The organism is Micromonospora sp. NPDC005710 (assembly GCF_040630995.1).
Classification (GTDB): domain Bacteria; phylum Actinomycetota; class Actinomycetes; order Mycobacteriales; family Micromonosporaceae; genus Micromonospora.
On sequence record NZ_JBEXYP010000007.1, the window covers coordinates 277352 to 294436 of the forward strand.

Genomic DNA, 17085 nt, shown 5'->3' on the forward strand with positions numbered 1-17085 from the left:
CAGGCCTTCCGATTCAGTGCTGTGGTGCCGCTCGGCGCCACCCGTAGCGAGGTGACGGCATGAGCACCCACACCGAGCACCAGGCCCCGCAGGGCCAGGAGCCGCTCGACGTGAACGACCCCAAGCTGACCCGGTTCGACATCGTTCGTGAGGGCGCGCGCCGGGACGACATCGAGATCGTCCACTACGAGCAGCAGGTGCTGCCGGGCACCAAGGCCGAGCGTCGGCTGACCCGGGTGGTCGCCGGCTTCTTCCTGATCACCGGCCTGGCCGCGACCGCCTTCCTGGCCATCTACATCTGGTGGCCGTGGCAGTACGAGGCGGGCCGGGGCGGCGACAAGTTCTACACCCCGCTGCTCGGCTTCACCCTCGGCGTGGCGCTGCTCGCCGTCGGCTTCGGCATCCTGACCTGGGGCAAGAAGTTGCTGCCCAAGGAGGTCTCGATCCAGGACCGGCACGAGGGTCAGGTGGATTCCGAGGGCCGCACCGTCACCGGCCAGACCATGCTCTACATGGCCGACGAGCTGGGCGTGAAGCGTCGCCCCCTGCTCGGCATCTCGCTGCTGGCGGGTCTCGCGCCGGTCGCCGCGGTCGCCGCGGCACCGCTGGTCGGCGGCCTGATCTCGCAGCCGCACAAGAACAACCAGATGTTCACCACCGGGTTCGCGACGCCTGAGGGCGCCCAGCGGATCCGCCTGGTCCGCGAGGACGGCCGCCCGATCCGCCCGGCGGACATCAGCACCGGTGGGCAGATCACCGTCTTCCCCGGCATCGAGCACGGCGTGAGCAACAGGCACGCCGACTCGCCGACGCTGCTGATCCACCTCCGCGACGCCGACGCGCAGGAGTCGCGCCGGGCCAACGAGCGGGTCGGCCACGGCGACTACATGTGGGGCAACTACGCGGCGTTCTCCAAGATCTGCACGCACGCGGGATGCCCGGCCAGCCTGTACGAGCAGCAGACCAACCGGCTGCTCTGCCCGTGCCACCAGTCCCAGTTCCTGATCACCGACAACGCCCGGCCAGTTTTCGGCCCCGCCAGCCGGCGGCTGCCGCAGCTGCCGATCGAGGTGGACTCCGAGGGCTTCTTCGTGGCGAAGTCCGACTACACCGAGACCGTCGGGCCTGATTTCTGGGAGCGGCCATGAAGCGTCGAAAGTTTGACCTTGCGGCGACGCCGGGCAAGGCCGCGGTGGGAGTGGACGACCGCTTCCAGGTGGCCACGCCGCTGCGCAAACTGCTGAACAAGGTCTTCCCGGACCACTGGTCCTTCCTGCTGGGCGAGATCGCGCTGTTCTCGTTCGTCGTGCTGCTGTTGACCGGTGTGTTCCTCACCTTCTTCTACGAGCCGGCGATGACCGAGGTCGTCTACGACGGCAGCTACGCGCCGTTGCAGGGCACGCCGATGTCCGCCGCGTACGCCTCCAGCCTGGACCTGTCGTTCGACGTCCGCGGTGGTCTGGTGATGCGGCAGATGCACCACTGGGCGGCGCTGCTGTTCATGGCCGCGATCGTCGTGCACATGCTGCGGGTCTTCTTCACCGGCGCCTTCCGCAAGCCGCGCGAGACCAACTGGATCATCGGTTCGCTGCTGTTCTGGGTGGGCTTCCTGGCCGGCTTCACCGGCTACTCGCTGCCGGACGACGGCCTGTCCGGCACCGGCCTGCGGATCGCCTCGGCGATCATGCTGTCCATCCCGGTGGTCGGCTCCTGGGTCACGTCGTCGGTCTTCGGCGGCGAGTTCCCGGGCACGATCATCATCAGCCGGTTCTTCATCGCCCACGTGCTGCTCATTCCGGGTCTGCTCGTCGCGTTGATCAGCGTCCACCTGGGTCTCGTCTTCAAGCAGAAGCACACCCAGTGGCCCGGCCCCGGCCGGACCAACAACAACGTGGTCGGCGAGCGGATGTTCCCCCGCTACGCGTTGAAGCAGGGCGGCTTCTTCATGGTCGTCTTCGGCGTCATCGCGCTGATGGGCGGTCTGTTCCAGATCAACCCGATCTGGCTGTTCGGCCCGTACGAGGCGTGGGTGGTCTCGGCCGCGAGCCAGCCTGACTGGTACGTCATGTTCCTCGACGGTTCGACCCGGCTCATGCCGGCCTGGGAGATCAACATCCCGCTCGGCGACGGGTACGTCATCCCGCCGCTGTTCTGGCCGACTGTCGTGCTGCCCGGCATCCTGGTGGGCCTGTCGACGATGTACCCGTTCCTGGAAGCCCGCCAGCTCAAGGACCGCAAGAGCCACAACCTGCTCGAGCGGCCTCGGGATGCACCGGCCCGCACCGCCGTCGGCGCCATGGCCGTCGCGTTCTACATCGTGCTGACGCTCTCCGGCGCCAACGACGTGATCGCGGACAAGTTCCAGATCAGTTTGAACGCGATGACCTGGGCGGGCCGGGTCGGCCTGCTCGTGGTTCCGCCGCTGGCGTACTACGTCACCTACCGGCTCTGCCTGGGCCTGCAGCAGCACGACCGGGAGGTCCTCGCGCACGGCGTGGAGACCGGCATCATCCGGCGTCTGCCGGACGGTCGGTTCGTCGAGGTGCACCAGCCGCTCAGCGCGTCCAACGGGCACGCGGACGGTCACGGCCAACTGGACTACGTCGGTTGGGTCGTGCCCAAGAAGATGAACCGGCTGGGGGCCCTCGGCCCGGCCATCCGGGGCTTCTTCTACCCGATCGAGAAGCCGGTCGAGGCACCTGTCTCGCCGGGGCACCCGCCGGTCGAGGCTCGACCCGAGCGCGAGGAGATCGGCAGCGGCGAAAGCCGCCGCTGACCGCCCAGTCGCACCGTTACGGGGCGCCCGCCGGATTCCGGCGGGCGCCCCGTCGTATCCGCGTCCCCCGCCCCATCCGACCAGGAGTCGGACGGCCCGGACCGGACCGGTCGACCCCGCGCGACGGGCGATCGCAGGAATAACCCCGGTGAGCCGGGTATCCGTGCGGTCCAACGTCTCAAGGGGGGGAAGCATGTTGGGTATCAAACGCCTCGGCCTGTTGGCCGCGCTGGTACTTGTCGGTGTCGCGCCGGCTGCGGCGGCGCAGGCCGCGGCACAGCCGTCGACGCAGGACACCCAGTACCTGCAGGCGGTGCACCAGGTCAACCTGTTCGAGATCACCGCTGGTGACCTGGCTCAGCAGAAGGGTCACGACCAGGGGGTCAAGGACCTGGGCGCGATGCTGAAGACCGACCACACCCAGCTGGACCAGACCGTGCAGCAGACCGCGTCGCAGCTCGGCGTGGAACTGCCGAACGAGCCCAGCGCCGATCAGCAGACGGTCATCGACAAGCTGAACAACGCCAGCGGCGCTGAGTTCGACCGGCTCTGGGTGACCAGTGAGCTGGCCGGTCACGTCCAGGCCATCCAGGCCACCCAGACGGAGATCTCGCAGGGCTCCGAGCAGTCGGTGGTCCAGTTGGCGCAGACGGCGCTTCCGACGCTGCAGACGCACTACGACGAGTTGGTGGCGCTCGCCAACAAGTTGGGCATTCCGGTTCCGCAGACCAGCGCCAGCGGTACGCCCAGCCCGGGCGGCACCGGCACCGAGTCGCCGGCTCCGGGCGGCACCGGCACCGAGTCGCCGGCTCCGGGCGGTGGCACCGAGTCCCCGGCTCCGGGCGGCGGCACCACCGAGGTACCGGCTCCCAGCGAGAGCTGACGTAGCCACACCAGACGGCCGGTCCACCCCACGGGGTGGGCCGGCCGCCCTGCGCCCCGTGTGCCGGCCTCCGAGCGGGTCAGTCGGCGCTGGCCAGACCGATCGCGAACGCCTCCTCCAGGTCGTGCTGGGAGTACGCCCGGAAGGCGATGTGGGACTCGGTGTTGAGCACGCCCGGGACCTTGGAGATGCTGCCCGCGATGACCTGGGCGATCTGGTCGAACTCGCGAACCCGGACGATGGCGATGAGGTCGACGTGCCCGGCCACCGAGTAGACCTCGCTGACGCCGGGAAGGTTGGCCAGGTTCTCCGCCACCTCGGGGATCGCATCGGTGGCGCAGTCGATCAGCACGATCGCGGTGATCACGGGGCATTTCTCCGTTCGTCGACGTCGTCGCTCATGCTAGATGTTCCAGGCCGGGACCGTACCGGGCTCAGCGGTGGGCGGGGCCCGGCACCGTCAGGTCGCTCCCGGCCCGGATCACGTTCCGCAGCCGCTCGCCGGCACGTACCGTCGCGCCGGGCCACACCACGGTGCGGGACACGTCACCATCCACCAGTGCGCCAGCGCCGACGACCGACTCCACGCAGCGGCCAGTCACCGTCGCCGACTCGTCGACCAGAGCACCGCCCGCCGCGGCGTGCAGGTTGGCCGCCAGGTAGTCGGCCGGGGTGCCGGTGTCGAAGAAGGTGCCCGGATAGGGCACCACAGTCACGGCACCGGCCGCCTCCGCCGGCCGCCACACTGCCCGGACCAGGTCCGAGAAGACGACAGGCAGGTCCCGGACCAGCCGCCAGGGCAGCAGCGAGAAGCCGGTGAAGCAGTGCCCGGCGAAGGTGCCGGGCGCCGTCGGGTCAGCGGCGGGCTGGCCGAGCAGGCGTACGGTCTGCCCGTCCCAGCCGTCGAGCAGGGCGCACAGGTCCGGGCCAGGGGGAGCAGCCGAATCGGCGAGGTACGCGTCGGCGTTGCCGACGAGCACCGGCCGCCCGTCGATCCAGTCCCGCAGGTTGGCCACCCCGCCCGCGGTGCCGAGCGGGTCGCCCGGCTCCATCGACAGGTGCGCGCGGTCGCCGACGTGCGCCACCACCTGGTCGCCGAGGTAGCAGGCGTTCACCGCGACCCGGTCGGGACCGGTCAGGCCCAACCCGGCCAGCCGTGCCAACGCCAGCTCCAGCAGGGGAACGTTGCCCACCGGGCAGAGCGCCTTGGGCACCCGTTCGGTGAGCGGGCGCAGCCGGGTGCCCTCGCCGGCGGCGAGCACCACGGCGCACAACTCCGCCGGGACGCCGGTCACGGGGTGTCGTCGGGCACCGGCGGCGGGAACTGCCCGGCCAGCGGCCCGATGTCGTAGTAGGCGAGCAGCCGGGCCGTCGGCCAGGTCAGCTTGGGCAGGTCGTCCAGGGGGTGCCAGGCGGCCTCGAAGACCTCCCCGCCGTCGACTGTCAGCTCGGTGCTGGACGCCGGCACCTCGGCCTCGAAGACCATGTCCACCCAGCCCTTGGCGTGCACTATCGCGTTCGGCACCGCCGGGCGCAGCCGGGACGGGGGGAGTCGGACCCCGGACTCCTCGAACAGCTCACGGGCCGCGCCCACCACCGGCGCCTCGCCCCTGTTGAGCAGGCCGGCGGGGAGTGACCAACCCTTGCCGGGCGGCTGGCGCAGCATGAGCAACCGACCCGCGCCCGTCGCCTCGGCGTCCCGGACCAGGGTCACCGCGCCGACGATGTACTTCGGCACCGCCAACCGGACCAGGCGCCGACGCACCGGCAACGGCAGCCGGTAGAAGGCCTGGTAGAAGAGGGCCCGACCGGTGGCGCGGGAGCGGGGGATCATGACTCCAGGCTAGTGGTCACGAATGTCCTTCGGACGCGCTGGGGCCCGCCCGGTCACTGTCGATGGTCGACCAGGTCGATGAGCTGGCGAACCACGGTGTCCGGTTCGATCACCCGGTCGAAGACCGCGACCAGCAGGGTCTCCAGGTCGGGGTAGCCCAACTCCTCGGAGAGGCGCAGCAACGGCAGGTCACTGGCGAGGCCCCGGTTGTGCTGGCGCAGGGCGAGCCCGATGGTCGCCCGACCGAGGCGCACCTTGTCGCTGATCGTGATGCCCGGCTCGGTGTGCTCGGCGAACCACCTGTTGATCTGCATCTGGGCGTGCGGCGACTTGACGAAGCTCAACCACTCCCGCCGGGGGCCGCGCGGCGCCACTCCGGCCTCGAAGCCGTTGTCGCCGTCGTTCTCGGTGAAGATCTCCACCACGTCGCCCTCGTCCAGCTCCGAACTAAGCGGGGCGAGCCGACCGTTGATGCGTGTGGCGAGGCAGTGGTCGCCCCGGTCGTTGCCCAGCTCGTACGCGAGGTCGACAGGCGTGGCACCGGCGGGCAGCACCACCTGCCGCCCGTCGGCGAAGACCTGGATCTGCCCCTCGGCCAGGTCGCACCGCAGCGACTCGTAGAACTGTGCCGGGTCGGCGGCGTCCGGCTCCCAGTCGAGCACCCGGCGCAGCCAGTCCAACTGCTCGGCGCGGGCCGCGGCGCTCAGGCTGCCGGAGCGGGGGAAACGGAAGTCGGCGGCGATGCCGTACTCGGCCGAGCGGTGCATCTCCTCGGTGCGGATCAGCACCTCCACGGTGCGGTCCTGGGGGCCGCAGACGCTCGTGTGCAGCGAACGGTAGAGGTTGTTCTTCGGCGAGGCGATGAAGTCCTTGAAACGGCCGGGGACAGGTCGCCAGGTGCCGTGGATGGCACCCAGAGCGGCGTAACAGTCGGTGGCCGGGCCGTCGACCACCACCACGATGCGGGGAAGGTCGTACGGCGCGGTGTGGTCGCCGGCGATGGTGTCCTTCCAGATCGAGTAGAGGTGCCGCGGACGAGGGCTCACCTCGGCGTCGACCCGGCTGCGGCGCAGCGCCACCCTGGCCCGGGTGACGACCGAGTCGAGGTACGCGTCCCAGCCCGGCCGGTCGTGCACGTGCCGGGCCAGCCGGGCGTGCTCGTCGGGCTCGAGGTGCAGCAGCACCACGTCGTCCAGCTCACGCTTGAGGGTCTGGATGCCCAGCCGGTCACAGAGCGGGACCAGCACCTCCTGGGTCTTGCGGGCGATGCGTTCCCGCGACGAGGCCGAGCGCACCCCGAGCGTGCGCATGTTGTGCAGCCGGTCGGCCAGCTTGATGATCAGCACCCGGACGTCCTTGGCGGCCGCGACGATCATCTTGCGGACCGTCTCCGCCTCGGCGGCCTTGCCGTAGAACGCCTTGTCGAACTTGGTCACCCCGTCGACGAGGTGAGCCACCTCACCGCCGAAATCCTCGGAGAGCGCCTGCAGGGTGTAGCGGGTGTCCTCCACCGTGTCGTGCAGCAGCGCCGCGACCAGGGTGGTGGTGTCCATGCCCAGCTCGGCGCAGATCTGCGCCACCGCGAGGGGATGGGTGATGTACGGTTCCCCGCTCTTGCGGAACTGCCCGCGGTGCATGTTCTCCGCGATGGTGTAGGCGCGGCGCAGCACCGCCGGGTCGGTGCCCGCGTGGATGCCCCGATGGGTGCGCACCAGCTGGGTGACCGGGTCGGAGTCGGTGGTCGGCCAACTCAGCAACGACCGTAGTCGACGGGCGAGCGGCAGCTCACCCGGCTGTGTCGGCAGGGCGCCCCCCAGGGCGGCGCCGTGTCCGGCGTCGACGTCCACGAGGGACACCTCCTCACCCCGGCTCCGCATCGCCGGAACCCGGCGGCGGGGAGCAGGCCCACGAATCGGGCAGGACTGCACTTCTCTAACAGCCTAAGCGAGTCGACGTAGTCCGATCGGTCAGTTGGTCATGAGCGTTCGGTCGAGAGTTGGTGGGACGCGGCGCCCTCGGCCTTCGCCAGCAGGTCACGGAAGCGCCCCGCGCCACTCGCCGGGGAGGACCAACCGGAGGACATCTCGACGAGTCGGGTCTCCGGTCGCTCCAACCAGGACAGGATCCGCTCGGACTCCTCGGCGGTGGCCGCCGGCACCGGACCGTGCCCGCCCGACACCGTCTCGGCAGTGGCCCGGATGGTGGTCAACGTGGGTCGCGGGTGCACGCCCGGCGGGGACACCCCCGCGCCAGCCAGCCGGCCGTGCCGGATCAGCGCCAGCTCCCAGCCACCCCGGGCGGCCGGCCGGGCCGCCGCCAACTCGACGATCCCGGTCAACGCGGCCAGCCGCTGCATCCGCACCGTGGCCCGCAGCACGGCGGCCAGCCGGTGCCGCACCACTGCCGCCTCCTCGTAGCGCTGGTCGCCGGAGAGCACGTCGATGCGGGCGAGCAGCGCGTCCACCACCGGCTGGGGGTCGCTGGCCGTCGCGGTGCGGAAGGGCGCGGCGGCGCTGTCGTCGTACTCCTCGGGGGTGATCTTGTGCTCGCAGGGTGCCGGGCAGCGACCCAGCTCGGCCAGCACGCAGGCCGGCGTGACGGTGCGCAGCGAGAGCCGGTGCGTGCACTGGCGCAGCGGCACCGCGTCGTGGAAACCGGCGGCGGCCAACTCGGCGGCCCGCCGCGAGGTGAACGGCCCGAGGTAGGCCGTGTCGGTGGGGGAGAGGTCGCGGACGATCGACAGCCGAGGGTACGGACCGTCGGTCAGCTTGAGCCAGACCATCCGCTCCGGGTACTTGGACCGACGGTTGTACGGAGGGGCGTGCGCGGCGATCAACCGCAGCTCACGGACCTCGGCCTCCAACGAGTGGGCGCACTCCACCGCCTCGACCCGCTCGGCCGCGCCCAACATCTCGGAGATCCGGGCGCGCTTCTCACCGGCGGTGAAGTAGCTGCGCACCCGGGTGGCGATGTCGACGGAGGTGCCCACGTAGAGCGGCCGGTCGTCGGCGGCCCGGAAGATGTAGACCCCGGGGACCTTGGGCAACCCCTCGGCCAGGTGCCGCTTGCGGCGCTGGGTCGGGGTGACCGCCCGGGCGAACTCGATGGCGTCGCCGATCGTGTCCACCCGGTGCCCGCCGAGCCGGCCGATCAGCCCGTGCAGCACGTCGACGGTGGCCTTCGCGTCGTCGAGCGCGCGGTGGGTGGGCTGGGTGCCGGTGCGGAAGTAGGCGGCCAGGGTGCCGAGCTTGCGGTTGGGCACCTCGTCACGGGTCAGCACCCGGCGGGCGAGCGCCGCCGTGTCCAGCACGTGGGGGTTGGGCCAGCGGTAGCCGTGCCTGGCGCAGGCGGCCTTGAGGAAGCCCACGTCGTACGGGGCGTTGTGGGCCACCAGCACCGCGTCGTCGATGAACTCCAGGAGGCTCGGCAGCACCTGCTCGATCGGTGGCGCCGGCACCAACATGGCCTGGGTGATGCCGGTCAGCACGGTGATGAAGGGTGGAATCGGCTGACCCGGGTTGACCAGGGTCGCCAGCACCCCCAACTGCTCGCCACCGCGCACCTTCACCGCGCCGATCTCGGTGATGCCGCCACCGTCCGGCGCGCCGCCGGTGGTCTCCAGGTCGACGACCACGAAGGTGGTCGCGTAGAGCGGCAGCGCCGGGTCCACCCCGCCCACCGCCGGGTCGAGACCGGCAAGGGACTCCTGGACGTACTCCGTCTGTGCCATCGGCGGCACGCTAGCGCCCCGGTCCGACACTCCCGTCGCAGCCGTCCCACGCGTCACCATGGGGCTAGGATGAGAGATCGGCTCACTCACCGGGCGGTGGGCCCGGTCGCGGTGGGAGACTTGCCACATGCCCCTCACCGAGCCGTACGACGACCACCTCCCGCAGGAGGATCCGGTCGCGATCGACGGTGCTCTGGGCAACCCGGACGACAACGTAGTCACCGACACAACGGGGGCGTCCGACCCCACGACTGGCGACAGCCCCGCAGCCGAACCCGAGCCGACCCTGCCCGAGCCGGTCCGGCAGCGGATCGTGACGCTCACCGCGGCGGTCCTACCCACGCTTCCCACCGACGAGGTGCCGGTGCCGTTGCGCCGGGTGGCCAAGTTCGCCCCCAACCGACGCGCCCGACTCGGCTCGCCGGTCATCGCCGCCCAGCTCACCGCCGACCCGCTGTTTCGGCAGCGGGTCACCGCGCGGGTCCTGGCCGATGCCGGTGACCTCGGCGCGGCAGTGGTCGAGGGCACCGCCCCGGCCGCCGCCGACCCCGTCGAGGTGGCCGCGCTGGCCTACCTGGCCCGACCGCGTGGCTGGCGGGAGCTGATCGACGCCAGCGGTGCGGCGGTACGCGCCGAGGCGGACAGTGCCGTGGTCGCCGAGCTGGTCCGCGAGGCCGAACAGCGGGCCACCCGGGCCGAGCACGACCGCGCGGTGGCCCGGGTCGAGGCCGAGAAACTGCGCGACGAGCTGGCCCGCGTCCGGGAGGAGTTGGGTCAGCTCCGCGAGGAGTCCCGACAGGTGGCCCGCAACCTGCGGGAGACCCAGGCCCGCGAGCGCAAGGCCACCGACCTGCTGGCCACCGAGCGGGGTCGGGCCGCCCGCGCCAGCGCCGACGTGGACGCCGAGCTCCGTCGCGCCCGGGCCCGGCTCGCCGAGGCCGAGGCCGCCGCCGGGGTTGCCCGGGTCAGTGCCAAGGAGGCACGCTCGGTCGACGACGCCCGGCTCTGGCTGCTGCTGGAGACCATCGGCCAGGCCGCCGTCGGGCTGCGCCGGGAGTTGGCCCTCGACCCGGTGGACAAACTGCCCGCCGACTTCGTCGCCGACGCGTTCGCCGAGCAGCCGGGCACCGCCCCGGCCAGCCCCGCCGCCCGCGCCCGCGACACCGACGACCCGGCCCGGCTCGACCAACTGCTCGCTCTGCCCCGGGCGCACCTCGTGGTGGACGGCTACAACGTCACCAAGCGTGGCTTCGGCGAGATGTCGCTGGAGCAGCAGCGCAAACGCCTGATCACCGGGCTGGGTGGGATCGCCGCACAGACCGGCGACGAGGTCACTGTGGTCTTCGACGGCGCCGAACGGATGCACGGGCTGCCGCCCGCCCCGCGCGGCGTACGGGTGCTGTTCTCCCGCAAGGGCGAGACCGCCGACGAGCTGATCCGGCGCCTGGTCCGTGCCGAGCCGGCGGGCCGGCCGGTGGTGGTGGTCTCCTCGGACCGCGAGGTCGCCGACGGGGTACGCCGGCACGGGGCGTACCCGCTGGGCGCGGACTCGCTGCTGCGGCGGCTCGCCCGTTCCTGACACCGTTCCCGGCTGGCCCGGTGGTCCCAGCCGCCGCCAGCGCCGTGATCGACACGAGTTCCGCGATGTCGGGGTGTCCGGCCGCGTGGGACGACCCGCTTTCCTGGAACCGGAGTCGATCCTGATCGGGTGAGCTGTCGGACGGTGCCCTGTCGTAGCCGACGTCTAGGGTTGCCGCTGTCGCCGACGGGAGGAAGCCGCCATGGCAGAGGACGACGTCACGGTCTTCGTCGACCGGGATCTGCGGGGGGCCCGGTTCGACAGATCGACGCTGGCCGGGGCGGTGATGCGCGGCGTCGATGTGGATGGTCTGGACATCGACGCGCCGTGGCTTGCCGAGGGCACGCTGCTGGTCAACGGCGTCGACGTGGCACCGCTGGTCGAGGCCGAGCTCAACCGGCGATTCCCCGGGCGCGACCTCCGGCACGCCAAGAATCCGGACGACCTGCGCGTGGCGTGGGCGGCACTCGAACGGGCCTGGGCGGCGGCTGTCGAGCGGGCCGTGTCCATGTCCGAGAGGGCTGTCGACGTCTCGATCGACGGGGAGTGGTCGTTCGCGCAGACACTGCGCCACCTCGCGTTCGCCGCCGACACCTGGCTGGGCAGGGCGATCCGGCAACTGCCGCAGCCCTTCCACCCGTTCGGGCAACCACACGCCGAGTACGAGACCGACGGCTTCGACATGTCGATCTTCGCTGTCGAGCAGCCCACGTTCGCCGCCACGCTGCAGCTGCGGGCCGAGCGGCAGGCGATGGTGCGCGGCTTCCTTGCCACCGTCACGCCGGACCTGCTCGCCGAGACCCGGCCGTCCGCCTGGTGGCCCGAAAAGCAGGTGACAGTCCTGCACTGCCTCCACGTGATCTTCGACGAGGAGTGGCAGCACCTCCGCTTCGCCCTGCGTGACCTCGACGCGCAGAGCTGAGACCGCACCCCGACAGCTGCTCGATCGGCCGGCCGGCCGGCCGGGGTTCGGGCCGGGCCGGCGCTCCGGCTGCCGCCACTCAGCTGGCCGGTAGCCGCCGGGTCAGCTCACGACGCAGCACGTCGGGGCCCGGTGTCATCCAGGTGAGCTGGACGACCAGCTCGTAGGGGCCGCGTCCGGGAGTCGACCACTGCCCTGCTCGCATGGGGGGCCGCGTCTGCTCCGGGTCGAGTGGGCTGACCACCAGCCGCGGGTCCAGGCGACCACGGACCTGGGCGTTCGACCAGCAGGGGTTCGTCGGGGTTCCTTGATGTCGGGCGTTCCGAACGGGTGGGATACCCCGATATCGCGGATCTGGAGTGGATCTAGCCCCGAAACGGGCGGTCGGACGGGGTTCCTGTCGTACCCGGTGTTTAGTGTCGATGTCACAGACGGTGTTCGGTCGGCGACGACAGGAGTCGCCCGGGTGCCGCGAGCCGATCAGGAGGCGTGATGCTCATCGACTGCGACGGGTGCGCGAAGCGGGCCGACGGCTGTTCCGGCTGCCCGCTGACCGCCCTGTTCGACGAGACGTCCCCGGCGGCCGGTCTGGTCGCGGCCGAGGTCGAGGCCATCGAGGTGTTCGCCCGGGCCGGCTTCGACGTGGAGGTGCTGGCCGCGCCCGCGCGCTCCGGCGTGGCCCGCCACCGTTCCGCCCGCCGGGTCGCCTGAGCGCGACACCGCACTCGGAAGCGCGCTTCTCGCGGGCCATAGGATGAGCGGTCACGGCGGGAGGAGCGGCGCGATGGACGGGGAACGACGGCACAACGGCGGGCTCGTCGACGGCGCGCTCGGTGGGGGCGTCGCCGCCCGCCGGGTGGTGATGCGGTGACCCCGCGAGGGTGGGCGCTGCTGGCCCTGGCCGCTCTGACCGTCGCGCTGGTCGTGCTGGCCGCGTTGCTCATCCCATGGCACCGCCCACCGGCACCCCGGGCCGACCAGCTCGCCGCGCTCGGTGACCTGCCGGCCGAGCAGGTGGCCAAAGGTCGGGAGTTCCGGGCCGCGCTGCGCCCCGGCGGCTACGCCGCGCTCGCCGTCGGGCTGCTGATCGCCCTCGCGCTCGGGTTGACCCCGCTGGGCAGTCGCCTGGTCGAGTTGGTGGGCCGGCCGTTCGGTGGGCACTGGGCCGCGCAGGCGGTGCTCGGCGGGCTGGCGGTGGTGCTCGTCGCCGACCTGGTGACGCTTCCGTTCGCCGCCTGGCGGCAGAGCGTGCTCACCCGCTACGGCCTGAGCACCAACGGCTGGAGTGGCTGGGCTGTCGACCTGCTCAAGTCGTACGCCGTCAGCGCGGTGATCGGCGCTGTCGCGTTGTTCGGCTTCTACGCGGTCATCCGGCTCGCGCCGCGCTGGTGGTGGGCGTTCGGGGCGGCCGGCGCCGCGGTGCTCGTGGTGCTGCTGTCGTTCGTGCTGCCGGTGCTGGTGGAGCCGGTCTTCAACAGGTTCACGCCGATGGAGCAGGGCCCGTTGCGCACCGAGCTGATGAGCATGGCCGCCCGCGACGGGGTGCCCGTGCGGGACGTGCTGGTCGCCGATGCCTCCCGCCGCACCAGCGCGGTCAACGCGTACGTCTCGGGTCTCGGGCCGACCCGGCGGGTGGTCGTCTACGACACGCTGCTGCGCGAGGCGACCCCGGCCGAGGTGACCGCCGTCGTGGCGCACGAGTTGGGGCACGCGAAGGATTCCGACGTGGCGGCGGGCACGCTGACCGGGGCGTTGGGCGCTGCGGCGGCAGTGGTGGCGCTCTACCTGCTCGGCTCCTGGGGGCCACTGCTGCGGTTGGCGGGTGTCGACTCGGTGGCCCAACCGAGCGCGTTCCCGTTGCTGGTCGCCCTGGTCACCGTGGCCGGGCTCGTCGCCGCTCCGGTGCAGGCGCTGATGTCCCGACGGGTGGAGGCGCGTGCCGACGCGCATGCCCTCGCGCTCACCGACGACCCGGAGTCCTTCGAGTCGATGCAACGCCGGCTCGGCTCGGTCAACCTCGGCGACCCCGACCCGCCCCGCTGGGAATACCTCTACTCGGCCTCACACCCGTCCACAGTGGAGCGGATGGCCGCCGCCCGCGCGTACGCCCGAGAGGCCGGTCGATGAGCCGCACCCTGCTGATCACCAACGACTTCCCGCCCCGCCCGGGTGGGATCCAGTCCTTCGTGCACAACCTCGCGCTCCGTCAGTCGCCCGGCTCGGTCGTCGTCTACGCGTCGAGCTGGCGTGGGGCCGCGAAGTTCGACGCCGACCAGCCGTTCGAGGTGATCCGGGAACGCACCCGGGTGCTGTTGCCCACCCCGCTGATCGCCCGCCGGGCGGCCCGGTTGGCTCGGGCGTACGACTGCGACACTGTGTGGTTCGGTGCGGCGGCCCCGTTGGGGCTGCTCGCCGCCGGCCTTCGGCGGCGGGCCGGCATCCGGCGGGTGGTGGCGCAGACCCACGGCCACGAGATCGGGTGGGCGGCGGTGCCGGCCGCCCGGCCGGCGCTGCGGCGCATCGGTCGGGGGGTGGACGTCACCACCTACCTCGGTGAGTACACCCGTAGCCGGTTGGCCCGGGTGCTGGACGGGGTGACCGAGCTGCACCGCCTCGCCCCCGGGGTCGACGTGGACACCTACCACCCGACGGTGGACGGTGAGCAGGTGCGGGCGCGACTCGGGTTGACCGACCGGCCGGTGGTGGTCTGTGTGTCCCGGTTGGTGCCCCGCAAGGGTCAGGACACGCTGATCCGGGCCCTACCGGAGATCCGCCGCCGGGTGCCCGACGCGGCGCTGCTGATCGTCGGCGGTGGGCCGTACCGCGCCACCCTGGAGAAGCTGGCCCGCCAGACCGGTGTGGAACGGGACGTGGTGTTCACCGGCACGGTGCCGTCGGTCGAGTTGCCGGCGCACTACGCGGCCGGTGACGTCTACGCGATGCCGTGCCGCACCCGCAACCGGGGCCTCGACGTCGAGGGGCTGGGCATCGTCTACCTGGAGGCGTCCGCGACCGGCCTGCCGGTGGTGGCCGGTGACTCCGGGGGCGCGCCGGACGCGGTCCGGGAGGGGGAGACCGGCTACGTCGTCCGCGGTCGGGACGTCGCCCAACTCGCCGACCGGGTCGCCGGTCTGCTTCTCGACCGGGATCTGGCCCGTCAACTGGGTGCGGCCGGCCGGGCGTGGGTGGAGCGGGAGTGGCGGTGGGAGGCGCAGGCCGAGCGCATGGCGGCACTGCTCGCCGGCTGATGACCGCAGGTGTTCAGCTCTCCCGGGCGGGCGCGTAGTTCGGCACGTACTCCTGGCCGGTGAGTTTTTGGATGGCCGCCATCACCTCGTCGGTGACCGTCCGGATGTCGCGTGGCCCGTTGATCCGTGCGGCGACCGGGATCGGCGGGCCGAACCGCAGGGTGATCGGGTGTCGACGGGGCAGCCGCGCGTCGACCGGCAGCACCTCGGCGGTGCCGAGCACGCCGACCGGGATGATCGGCACCTCGGCGTCGCGGGCCAGCCGGGTCATTCCGACCCGGCCCCGGTAGAGCCGCCCGTCCGGCGAGCGGGTGCCCTCCGGGTAGACGGCGACGAGGCCGCCGGCGCGCAGCACCGGTACGGCGGCGTCGAGGGCGCGCAGGGCGGCCCGGCCGTCGGCGCGGTCGACCGGGATGGCGCCCATGCCGGCGACGATCCGCCGGTTCAGCCAGCCGCCCGGCCCTCGGCCGTTGAAGTACTCGACCTTGGCCCAGAAGGTGACGTGTCGGGGCGTCGAGGTGACGAGGAACAACTCGTCGGCGACGGACAGGTGGTTGCCGGCGAGGATCGCGCCGCCGTGTCGGGGCAGATGTTCCAGCCCTTCCACCCGGGGCCGCCAGCCGAATCGCAGCGCGGTGCCGACGGCCAGCTTGGTGACGTCGTACAGCAGGGGCACGTGTCCTCCGGGGTCGATTCTTCTCAGGTGGGCGTCGGGCCGAGGTGTGCCTCCAGCGCGGCGCGGAGCAGGGCGTCGTCGTCGGTGGCGCCGGTGGCCAGCGGCAGGCTGCCCCAGGCCCAGAGTTGGGCGATGCCGTGCAGGTTCGCCCAGAGCGCGCCGGCGAGCACCGCCGCAGGCGCGTCGGTCGGCCGACGCGCCTGCTCCACCAGGTCGGCCACGACGGCGAACAACGGCAGGCTCGTCTCGCGTAGCCGCAGCCGGCCGCTGTCCAGCAGGTCGTGGCGGAACATCAGCTCGAACATGCCACGGTGGGCCGCCGCGAAGTCCAGGTACGTCCGGGCCAGTGCGGTCAATCGGGTACGCGGGTCCGGGCCGACCTCACGCATCGTCTGCTCGACCTGGGCGGTGAGGTCGGCGAAGCCCTCCCGGGCGATGGCGGAGAGCAGGTCGACGTGGGTGGGGAAGTAGCGGCGCGGCGCGCCGTGTGAAACCCCGGCACGACGGGCTATCTCGCGTAGTGACACCGCCGACTGGCCCTCGCGCAGCACCAGGTCCACCCCGACGGCTACCAGCCGTGCCCGCAGTCCCGTCTCGTCCGCGCTCATAGACACTGTCTACCAGGCAGCCGTAGACGCTGTCTACCTCGGTGTGATCGTACCCGTCGCTCGGCCTGGCAGGCATGGGCGGGAAGAGCGTGATGTCTGGAGGTCATCACGATGACTCACAGACATCACGCTCAACGCAACGTCCGACCCCAGGCGCAGCCGCCTCGCGCTGCGGAGGCCCGTCGGTGGTCGGGACGGAGCTCAGCGGATGCGGGCCAGGATGCGGTCGGCGGGAGCCGGGCGGCCAAAGTGCCAGCCCTGGGCGGCGTCACAGCCGATCGCGCGCAGCCGCTCCGCCTGCCCGGCGGTCTCCACTCCCTCGGCGGTGACGGTCAGGTCCAGGGCGTGCGCCAGCGAGACCAGGGAGGCGAGGATCCGCTCGTCGGTGCGGCCGACGGAGGGCGACCGCAACCCGGCCACGAACTCCCCGGCCACCTTCAGCTCCGTCACCGGCAGGTCCCGCAGGTACGCCAGGTTGCTGTAGCCGGTGCCGAAGTCGTCGATGGCGATGCGTACGCCGAGGTCGGCGAGGACCCGCAGAGCCCGGACCGGCTCCTCGGCGGTGCTCATCATCGTGCTCTCGGTGATCTCCAACTGGAGCCGCTCCGGCGGCAGGCCGGTCTGCCGCAGCAGCGCCCGCACCTCCTGCACCAAGCCGGGCCGGTGCACCTGGCGTACCGCCAGGTTGACGCTGACGAACGGAGCGGGGGAACCCCCGGTCGACCACGCCTCGGCCTCGCGGCACGCCTCGGCCAGCACCCACCCACCCAACTGGACGATGAGGCCGGTCTCCTCGGCCAACCCGATGAAGCTGTCCGGCCGCAGCACC

Annotated in this window: 17 protein-coding genes; 8 read left to right on the forward strand and 9 right to left on the reverse strand. The window is 72.0% G+C overall.

Going from position 1 to position 17085, the window contains the following annotated elements:
• Positions 1 to 59: 59 nt before the first annotated feature.
• From ABZ406_RS12740 to ABZ406_RS12750, 3 genes are all read left to right on the forward strand, one after another.
• A complete protein-coding gene (locus tag ABZ406_RS12740) occupies positions 60 to 1148 on the forward strand; it encodes a Rieske 2Fe-2S domain-containing protein (RefSeq protein WP_357759710.1) in 1089 nt (362 codons plus the stop codon).
• Positions 1145 to 2776: a cytochrome b N-terminal domain-containing protein gene (locus ABZ406_RS12745; protein WP_357759712.1), complete on the forward strand. Its 1632-nt coding sequence runs from the start codon at positions 1145 to 1147 to the stop codon at positions 2774 to 2776. The genes ABZ406_RS12740 and ABZ406_RS12745 overlap by 4 nt, the downstream gene beginning before the upstream one ends.
• 193 nt (positions 2777 to 2969) lie before the next feature.
• Positions 2970 to 3659, forward strand: coding sequence for a DUF4142 domain-containing protein (locus ABZ406_RS12750; RefSeq protein WP_357759714.1), 690 nt, complete (start codon positions 2970 to 2972; stop codon positions 3657 to 3659).
• Positions 3660 to 3738: 79 nt separating this feature from the next.
• Here ABZ406_RS12750 and ABZ406_RS12755 read toward each other — a convergent pair whose 3' ends face one another.
• From ABZ406_RS12755 to ABZ406_RS12775, 5 genes are all read right to left on the reverse strand, one after another.
• Entirely contained in the window at positions 3739 to 4026 is a 288-nt protein-coding gene (locus ABZ406_RS12755; protein ID WP_074313163.1) for an Lrp/AsnC ligand binding domain-containing protein, read from the reverse strand.
• Between the two features lie 67 nt (positions 4027 to 4093).
• Entirely contained in the window at positions 4094 to 4954 is an 861-nt protein-coding gene (locus tag ABZ406_RS12760) for a sugar phosphate nucleotidyltransferase (RefSeq protein ID WP_357759717.1), read from the reverse strand.
• The gene (locus ABZ406_RS12765) at positions 4951 to 5493 is read right to left on the reverse strand and encodes an NUDIX domain-containing protein (RefSeq protein ID WP_357759719.1); all 543 of its coding nucleotides are present in this window, start codon (positions 5491 to 5493) and stop codon (positions 4951 to 4953) included. The genes ABZ406_RS12760 and ABZ406_RS12765 overlap by 4 nt, the downstream gene beginning before the upstream one ends.
• 53 nt (positions 5494 to 5546) lie before the next feature.
• Positions 5547 to 7340: an HD domain-containing protein gene (locus ABZ406_RS12770; protein WP_357759775.1), complete on the reverse strand. Its 1794-nt coding sequence runs from the start codon at positions 7338 to 7340 to the stop codon at positions 5547 to 5549.
• Positions 7341 to 7468: 128 nt separating this feature from the next.
• Entirely contained in the window at positions 7469 to 9223 is a 1755-nt protein-coding gene (locus ABZ406_RS12775; protein ID WP_357759722.1) for a DEDD exonuclease domain-containing protein, read from the reverse strand.
• A 127-nt stretch (positions 9224 to 9350) separates the two neighbouring features.
• On the opposite strand from ABZ406_RS12775, the gene ABZ406_RS12780 reads away from it, so the two are divergent.
• Both ABZ406_RS12780 and ABZ406_RS12785 read left to right on the forward strand, forming a co-directional pair.
• Positions 9351 to 10802, forward strand: coding sequence for an NYN domain-containing protein (locus tag ABZ406_RS12780; RefSeq protein ID WP_357759725.1), 1452 nt, complete (start codon positions 9351 to 9353; stop codon positions 10800 to 10802).
• Between the two features lie 202 nt (positions 10803 to 11004).
• Positions 11005 to 11724, forward strand: a complete 720-nt coding sequence (locus ABZ406_RS12785) for a DinB family protein (RefSeq protein WP_357759728.1) — start codon at positions 11005 to 11007, stop codon at positions 11722 to 11724.
• A gap of 79 nt (positions 11725 to 11803) precedes the next feature.
• Here ABZ406_RS12785 and ABZ406_RS12790 read toward each other — a convergent pair whose 3' ends face one another.
• Positions 11804 to 11929: a hypothetical protein gene (locus ABZ406_RS12790; RefSeq protein ID WP_357759731.1), complete on the reverse strand. Its 126-nt coding sequence runs from the start codon at positions 11927 to 11929 to the stop codon at positions 11804 to 11806.
• 287 nt (positions 11930 to 12216) lie between these two features.
• Here ABZ406_RS12790 and ABZ406_RS12795 point away from each other — a divergent pair, with 287 nt between their 5' ends.
• From ABZ406_RS12795 to ABZ406_RS12805, 3 genes are all read left to right on the forward strand, one after another.
• Positions 12217 to 12435 carry a hypothetical protein gene (locus ABZ406_RS12795; protein WP_357759733.1) on the forward strand — a complete coding sequence of 73 codons (219 nt, stop codon included), beginning with the start codon at positions 12217 to 12219 and terminating at the stop codon, positions 12433 to 12435.
• A gap of 156 nt (positions 12436 to 12591) precedes the next feature.
• A complete protein-coding gene (locus ABZ406_RS12800; RefSeq protein WP_357759736.1) occupies positions 12592 to 13851 on the forward strand; it encodes a M48 family metallopeptidase in 1260 nt (419 codons plus the stop codon).
• Positions 13848 to 14972, forward strand: a complete 1125-nt coding sequence (locus tag ABZ406_RS12805) for a glycosyltransferase family 4 protein (RefSeq protein ID WP_357759739.1) — start codon at positions 13848 to 13850, stop codon at positions 14970 to 14972. The genes ABZ406_RS12800 and ABZ406_RS12805 overlap by 4 nt, the downstream gene beginning before the upstream one ends.
• Before the next feature lie 13 nt (positions 14973 to 14985).
• Here the strand turns inward: ABZ406_RS12805 and ABZ406_RS12810 are convergent, their stop codons facing one another.
• The 3 genes from ABZ406_RS12810 to ABZ406_RS12820 form a co-directional block, all read right to left on the reverse strand.
• Positions 14986 to 15648 (reverse strand): lysophospholipid acyltransferase family protein, encoded by a 663-nt coding sequence (locus tag ABZ406_RS12810; RefSeq protein WP_357759741.1) that lies wholly within the window; start codon positions 15646 to 15648, stop codon positions 14986 to 14988.
• A 23-nt stretch (positions 15649 to 15671) separates the two neighbouring features.
• Positions 15672 to 16256 carry a TetR/AcrR family transcriptional regulator gene (locus ABZ406_RS12815; RefSeq protein ID WP_357759744.1) on the reverse strand — a complete coding sequence of 195 codons (585 nt, stop codon included), beginning with the start codon at positions 16254 to 16256 and terminating at the stop codon, positions 15672 to 15674.
• 201 nt (positions 16257 to 16457) lie between these two features.
• A partial coding sequence (locus tag ABZ406_RS12820) for an EAL domain-containing protein (protein ID WP_357759747.1) occupies positions 16458 to 17085 on the reverse strand: 628 nt, incomplete at its 5' end.

Coding starts and splice junctions, on each gene's coding strand:
- ABZ406_RS12765 (WP_357759719.1), bottom strand. CDS start 5,493: ATGATCCCCCGCTCCCGCGCCACCGGTCGGGCCCTCTTCTACCAGGCC.
- ABZ406_RS12805 (WP_357759739.1), top strand. CDS start 13,848: ATGAGCCGCACCCTGCTGATCACCAACGACTTCCCGCCCCGCCCGGGT.
- ABZ406_RS12775 (WP_357759722.1), bottom strand. CDS start 9,223: ATGGCACAGACGGAGTACGTCCAGGAGTCCCTTGCCGGTCTCGACCCG.
- ABZ406_RS12740 (WP_357759710.1), top strand. CDS start 60: ATGAGCACCCACACCGAGCACCAGGCCCCGCAGGGCCAGGAGCCGCTC.
- ABZ406_RS12780 (WP_357759725.1), top strand. CDS start 9,351: ATGCCCCTCACCGAGCCGTACGACGACCACCTCCCGCAGGAGGATCCG.
- ABZ406_RS12745 (WP_357759712.1), top strand. CDS start 1,145: ATGAAGCGTCGAAAGTTTGACCTTGCGGCGACGCCGGGCAAGGCCGCG.
- ABZ406_RS12795 (WP_357759733.1), top strand. CDS start 12,217: ATGCTCATCGACTGCGACGGGTGCGCGAAGCGGGCCGACGGCTGTTCC.
- ABZ406_RS12815 (WP_357759744.1), bottom strand. CDS start 16,256: ATGAGCGCGGACGAGACGGGACTGCGGGCACGGCTGGTAGCCGTCGGG.
- ABZ406_RS12790 (WP_357759731.1), bottom strand. CDS start 11,929: ATGCGAGCAGGGCAGTGGTCGACTCCCGGACGCGGCCCCTACGAGCTG.
- ABZ406_RS12785 (WP_357759728.1), top strand. CDS start 11,005: ATGGCAGAGGACGACGTCACGGTCTTCGTCGACCGGGATCTGCGGGGG.
- ABZ406_RS12750 (WP_357759714.1), top strand. CDS start 2,970: ATGTTGGGTATCAAACGCCTCGGCCTGTTGGCCGCGCTGGTACTTGTC.